A 4,855-nucleotide genomic window follows, 5' to 3' on the forward strand; every position below is an offset into this window, starting at 1 on the left:
AATGAGTTCGTCTTCTCCGGCAGCGTCGTCTACGACAAGACCGACTCCAGTGGTCTGGGCACGGCGCTGAACCCGCCATTGATCGCGATCTACACCAGCGCCCAGAAGGCGACCGGCGTTCAGCGCCAGTCGCTGGCCTACAGCCTCGACGGCGGCACGACCTGGACCAAATACTCCGGCAACCCGGTCCTCGATCTCGGCTCGCAGAACTTCCGCGACCCGAAGGTCTTCTGGTACGCGCCGGCCAACGAGTGGCTGATGGTGGTCGCCCGCTCGGACCTGCACGAGGTCTACTTCTACTCCTCGACCGACCTCAAGCAGTGGACGTATTTGAGCGAGTTCGGCCCCGCGGGCGCCACCGGCGGCGTGTGGGAGTGCCCTGACCTGTATCCGCTGCCGGTCGACGGGAACCCGAACAACGTCAAGTGGGTCTTGACCGTCAACCTCAATCCGGGCTCCTATGCGGGCGGCTCCGGTGCGCAGTACTTCCTCGGGACGTTCAACGGAACCACGTTTACCGCGGACGATCCGGCCGGCTACACCCCGCCCTCAGGGAACGTCTTCGCAGACTTCGAAGGCTCCGGTTACGGCGCCGGCTGGAGCGCGACCGGCACGGCGTTCGGCAGCGGACCCGCGCAGGGAACCCTGCCCGGCCAGCAGAACGTCAGCGGCTATCTCGGCCACGGGCTGGTCAACAGCTTCATCAACGGCGACTCGGCCACCGGCACGCTGACCTCCCCGAGCTTCACCGTCAGCCAGCCCTATATCAACTTCCTGGTCGGCGGCGGCGATCATGCGTACGTGCCCGGCGGCGTGCTCTACGGCACGGCGCCGCCCGGCCCGGTCTTCGACGACTTCAGCTCCGGCTGGGGCTCCGGCTGGAGCGCGACCGGCGATTTCGCGAACGCGGGACCGACCGCCGAGAGCCTGCCGGGGCAGATCGACCCCCGCGCGCTGGACACCTGCGTGAGTTCCTGCGACGGGGCCGAGGGCACGATCACCTCCCCGGCCTTCACCATCAGCTCGGACTACATCGACTTCCTGATCGCGGGCGGCGACCACCCGATGGACCAGCCGAACCCCACCGCCGTCAACCTGCTGATCAACGGCAGCGTGGTGGCCACCGCGACCGGCAAGAACAGCGGCGACATGGACTGGACCTCGTGGAACGTGGCCCAGTACAAGGGACGGCAGGCCACGATCCAGGTGGTCGACCAGAACGACGGCGCCACGGGCTGGGGCCACCTGATGGTCGACCACATCGTCTTCTCCTCGGCCGCCGCCGCGCCGTACAACACCGAAACCGGCGTCAACCTGCTGGTCGACGGCAAGGTGGTGGACAGCGCCACCGGATCGAACGCCGAGGCGCTTGACTGGACCTCCTGGAACGTCAGCTCCCTGATCGGCAAGTCCGCGCGGATCCAGATCGTGGACGACAACGTCGGCGGCTGGGGCCACGTCAACGCCGACCAGATCACCTTCGCCGCCGCGCCCGCGCTCAGCAGCGTCCAGCGCGCACACTGGATCGACTACGGCGCGGACTTCTACGCCACCGCCAGCTACAACGACGCACCCGGCGGCAAGCGGATCGCGATCGCCTGGATGAACAACTGGGACTACGGCGGCAACATCCCCACCTCGCCGTGGCGCAGTGCCGACACCTTCCCGCGCGAGCTGTCGCTGCGAACGATCAACGGCGCGGTCCGGCTCGTGCAGCAGCCGGTGAACCAACTCAGCACACTGCGGCAGCCGAACGCTTACAACACACCGGCCGTGTCCGTGTCGAACGGTGTGCGGTCGCTCGGCGTCAGCGGCCAGGCCCTCGAAATCACCGCCGATCTCAACGCCGGCAACGCCGCTCGATTCGGTCTCGACGTGCGCGTCGGATCGGGTCAGTACACGCAGATCGGCTACGACACCGCAACCCAGCAGCTTTACATCGATCGATCGCACTCAGGCGACACGGGCTTCGACCCGACGTTCTACGGCGTGCAGACCGCCCCGTTGCCGCTTGACTGCGGCGATCTCAAGCTGCACGTCCTGGTGGACGCCTCGTCGGTCGAGGTGTTCGCCGATCAGGGCGAGGTCGTGTTGACTGACCAGATCTTCCCGGACTCCACTGCAGTCGGAGTCGATGCGTTCGCCGCCGGCGGCACGGCGACCGTGCGGCACTTGACCGCCTGGCGGTTGTCCTCGATCTGGTCGTAAGCGCTCCTGGAGTCGGCGAACGCGACTCGGCGGACGCGGTTTCGGCGGGCGAACGCGACTCGGCCTCCGCAGCCGGAGGGTGACTCTTGGCTGCGGAGGCCGAAGCAGAACGCTGACGGTCGCTCAGAGCAGGATCAGACCTGCGGTCCGGCCGGGTCGGCGAGGCTTCCGACGCCGACGAGGGTGTGCGAGCCGCGCGGAGCGGCCGGGGCCGTGTGCGGCGCCGTGACCGAGCCCTTGAAGTTGTACTTCGCGGCCCAGGCGATGACCTTCAGCAGCGCGTTCGGCGCGAGCTCGACCAGGTGCGAGGGCGCGTAGTAGTGGTAGCCGTAGTGGTAGCGCGCGTGGTTGTGGGCGTCCACGGTGGCTTCGTCGGTCGCGGTCGGCGCGGTCGCGACCAGGCCCATGTGGCTCGAGGTGTTGTTCGGGCCGAGGTAGGTGACCACGAAGTCGCCCGGCTGCGCGGCGGCCGCGTCGTCGCCGACGTCGATGCCGACGCCGCTGTCCATCAGGTAGTCGTAGATGTTGTTGTACTGCGGCAGCACCGAGATCAGCAGCAGGTCGTAGACCTTGCCGTTCGGCGCGGTGTAGTTGAAGTAGTCGTTCTGCGGCGCGTCCGGGCTCAGGCCCGGGATCAGCCCGGCGGCGGCCATGGACCGCGCAACGAACTCGGCGCACTGGTACTGGTCCTGATCGGACCCGTCGGCCACCGGGGTCGGGTCGTTCCAGGCGGTCCAGTTCCAGTGCGACTCGGCGAACGCGACCTCTTCGTCGCGGGTGATCTGGTCGAGCCAGCTGCCGCCGAGCAGGGCCGTGCCCTGTCCGCTCGTCCCCACGCCCTTGAACGCCACGGTGTGTTTCCCGGACGGCGCGGCGGCGAGGGCGGGGACGGCCAACGCGGTCGCCGAGCCGCAGAGCAGCCCGGCGACGACCACGGAGGCGGCTAACCGCCTGCGATGTATGTGCGTCACTCTCAGTCCCTTGCTGAACAGTTTCCGCGGCAAGGGGCCGGCAGTGAGTATGCGCCGCGTAAACCAAGTCGGGTACCCGTTAGCCCCCCGCGTGTCAGTACGCGATGAGGCGCCAACTTGGTTGCAGCCCGGGCCTATACCGGGTTATCCGCGGCTATCAGCAGGTAGCGGACTTAACGTGGCGGATAGCGACTTAATAAGGCAGTCGGCGGCGCCCGGATGGCGTACGCAGATCCAGCGGCGGCAGGGCACGCCGGGACGGCTGACGCTTGAGTACGCGGATGCGGCGGCTCTGTTCAGCGGTCTCGATGCGTCTGGTCATCGTTCTCGCCTCCTCGCAGGCTGGGCACGGTTTGTGCCGCTCTCTCCGCTCGCTGCTGCGCGGGCGCCGCGCGATCGGGAGCCATGCAATGCCCCGCGGCCAAGGGGCGGAAACAGGTTTCCAGCAGATGGAACAAACGCGTGTACACGGTCGCAGCGCGGGTATTCGCGAGAACCGGCTGCGGACAGGTCCACGACACGGGAGGTGAGCGGTGCCGCCGTCGCGCCTCGACCGGCTCCCCGGGCCAGTGCGCTACCTCGCGCGCTCCCTCGGCCTCGCCGCCTGGTGCCTCATCGTGTGGATCCTGCTCACGTGGACCGTCACGGCGGAGCAGTACGCCTTCGGGATCGGCGTCTCGCTCGCCGTCGGGCTGGCGCTCGCTCCGCTCGGCCCGGTCATCCCGCCCTGGGCCGTGCTCACCCCGGGCCGGCTGTGGCGCACCCTCGGCCTGTTCGTCACCTCGCTCGGCCGGATCGTGTCCGCGAACGTGCGGCTGGCCGCGCGGATCTGGGCGCCGAGCCGGCCGCTGCGCAGCGGCATGGTGATCGTGCCCACGACGCAGCGCTCGGTGTTCGGCCTGACCGTGGTCGGGCTGGTCACCTCGGTGGTGGTCGACAACCAGGTGGTCGACGTCGACCGGCGGCGCCTGGAGCTGCAGTACCACGCGGTCGTCGTGCCGGAGGGCGGTCCGCAGGAGGCCCGCGCCAAGATCAACGAGCCGGTGGAGCGGTTCCTGCCCGGCGGCCGGCAGGGCCGCGGGCGGCAGAAGGACGGGCGGAAGGAAGAGGAGAAGGCTTCGTGAGCACGTCGCTGTACGGCGTCATCGCCCTCGTCGAGACGGCCATCGGCCTGCTGCTGATGGCGCGTCTGGCGGCCGGGCCGACCATCTCGGACCGCATCGTGGCGCTCAACACCCTGTCCACGCAGGCGACGCTCTCGGTGCTGTTCTTCGCGGCCTTCGCGGACCGCACGATCTACCTCGACGTAGCGCTCTGGCTGGCCTCGTTCAGTTATCTCGGGGCGATCGTCTGGGCGCGGTACCTGGAGCGGGGGCTGCTGTGAAGACCATTGTTTTCCTCGTGCTCGCGAGCATCGGGCTCGCGTTCTCGTTGTCCGGGGCGGTCGGGATCCTGCGCATGCCGGATCTGTACAGCCGCATCCAGTGCTCCTCGAAGACTGTGACCATGGGCGCGCTGCCGGCGCTTGTCGCGCTGGTCGTCGGTGAGGGCATCGACAGCACGTACGCCAGCCGGGCGCTGCTCGTCGCGGTGCTGCTGCTGATTGTCAGCCCGACCGCGTCGCACGCCTTGGCCCGCGCCGCGTACAAGTCGGGCGTGCCGATGTGGGACGGTGC

At 68.7% G+C, this 4,855-nt stretch carries 6 protein-coding genes; 4 read left to right on the forward strand and 2 right to left on the reverse strand.

The window, feature by feature from the left end:
* A partial coding sequence (locus VFB40_RS22000; protein WP_324853641.1) for a GH32 C-terminal domain-containing protein occupies nucleotides 1–2,208 on the forward strand: 2,208 nt, incomplete at its 5' end.
* 134 nt (nucleotides 2,209–2,342) lie between these two features.
* On the opposite strand, the gene VFB40_RS22005 is transcribed toward VFB40_RS22000, so the two are convergent.
* Together VFB40_RS22005 and VFB40_RS22010 are read right to left on the reverse strand one after the other, a co-directional pair.
* The gene (locus VFB40_RS22005) at nucleotides 2,343–3,179 is read right to left on the reverse strand and encodes a hypothetical protein (RefSeq protein ID WP_324853643.1); all 837 of its coding nucleotides are present in this window, start codon (nucleotides 3,177–3,179) and stop codon (nucleotides 2,343–2,345) included.
* A gap of 193 nt (nucleotides 3,180–3,372) precedes the next feature.
* Nucleotides 3,373–3,501 carry a hypothetical protein gene (locus tag VFB40_RS22010; protein ID WP_324840588.1) on the reverse strand — a complete coding sequence of 43 codons (129 nt, stop codon included), beginning with the start codon at nucleotides 3,499–3,501 and terminating at the stop codon, nucleotides 3,373–3,375.
* Between the two features lie 211 nt (nucleotides 3,502–3,712).
* Between VFB40_RS22010 and VFB40_RS22015 the strand changes: the two genes are divergently transcribed.
* The 3 genes from VFB40_RS22015 to mnhG form a co-directional block, all read left to right on the forward strand.
* Nucleotides 3,713–4,303 carry a Na+/H+ antiporter subunit E gene (locus tag VFB40_RS22015; RefSeq protein ID WP_324853645.1) on the forward strand — a complete coding sequence of 197 codons (591 nt, stop codon included), beginning with the start codon at nucleotides 3,713–3,715 and terminating at the stop codon, nucleotides 4,301–4,303.
* The gene (locus tag VFB40_RS22020; protein ID WP_324840586.1) at nucleotides 4,300–4,563 is read left to right on the forward strand and encodes an MrpF/PhaF family protein; all 264 of its coding nucleotides are present in this window, start codon (nucleotides 4,300–4,302) and stop codon (nucleotides 4,561–4,563) included. The genes VFB40_RS22015 and VFB40_RS22020 overlap by 4 nt, the downstream gene beginning before the upstream one ends.
* Nucleotides 4,560–4,855: monovalent cation/H(+) antiporter subunit G (gene mnhG / locus VFB40_RS22025; RefSeq protein ID WP_324853647.1), on the forward strand; the 296-nt coding region annotated here is incomplete at its 3' end. The genes VFB40_RS22020 and mnhG, both read left to right, overlap by 4 nt.

The organism is Actinocrinis sp. (genome assembly GCF_035650855.1).
In the GTDB taxonomy this organism is placed as follows: domain Bacteria; phylum Actinomycetota; class Actinomycetes; order Streptomycetales; family Catenulisporaceae; genus Actinocrinis.

Excerpts from the sequence above, each read along its gene's own strand:
- VFB40_RS22010 (WP_324840588.1), bottom strand. The coding sequence starts at position 3,501 with ATGACCAGACGCATCGAGACCGCTGAACAGAGCCGCCGCATCCGCGTA.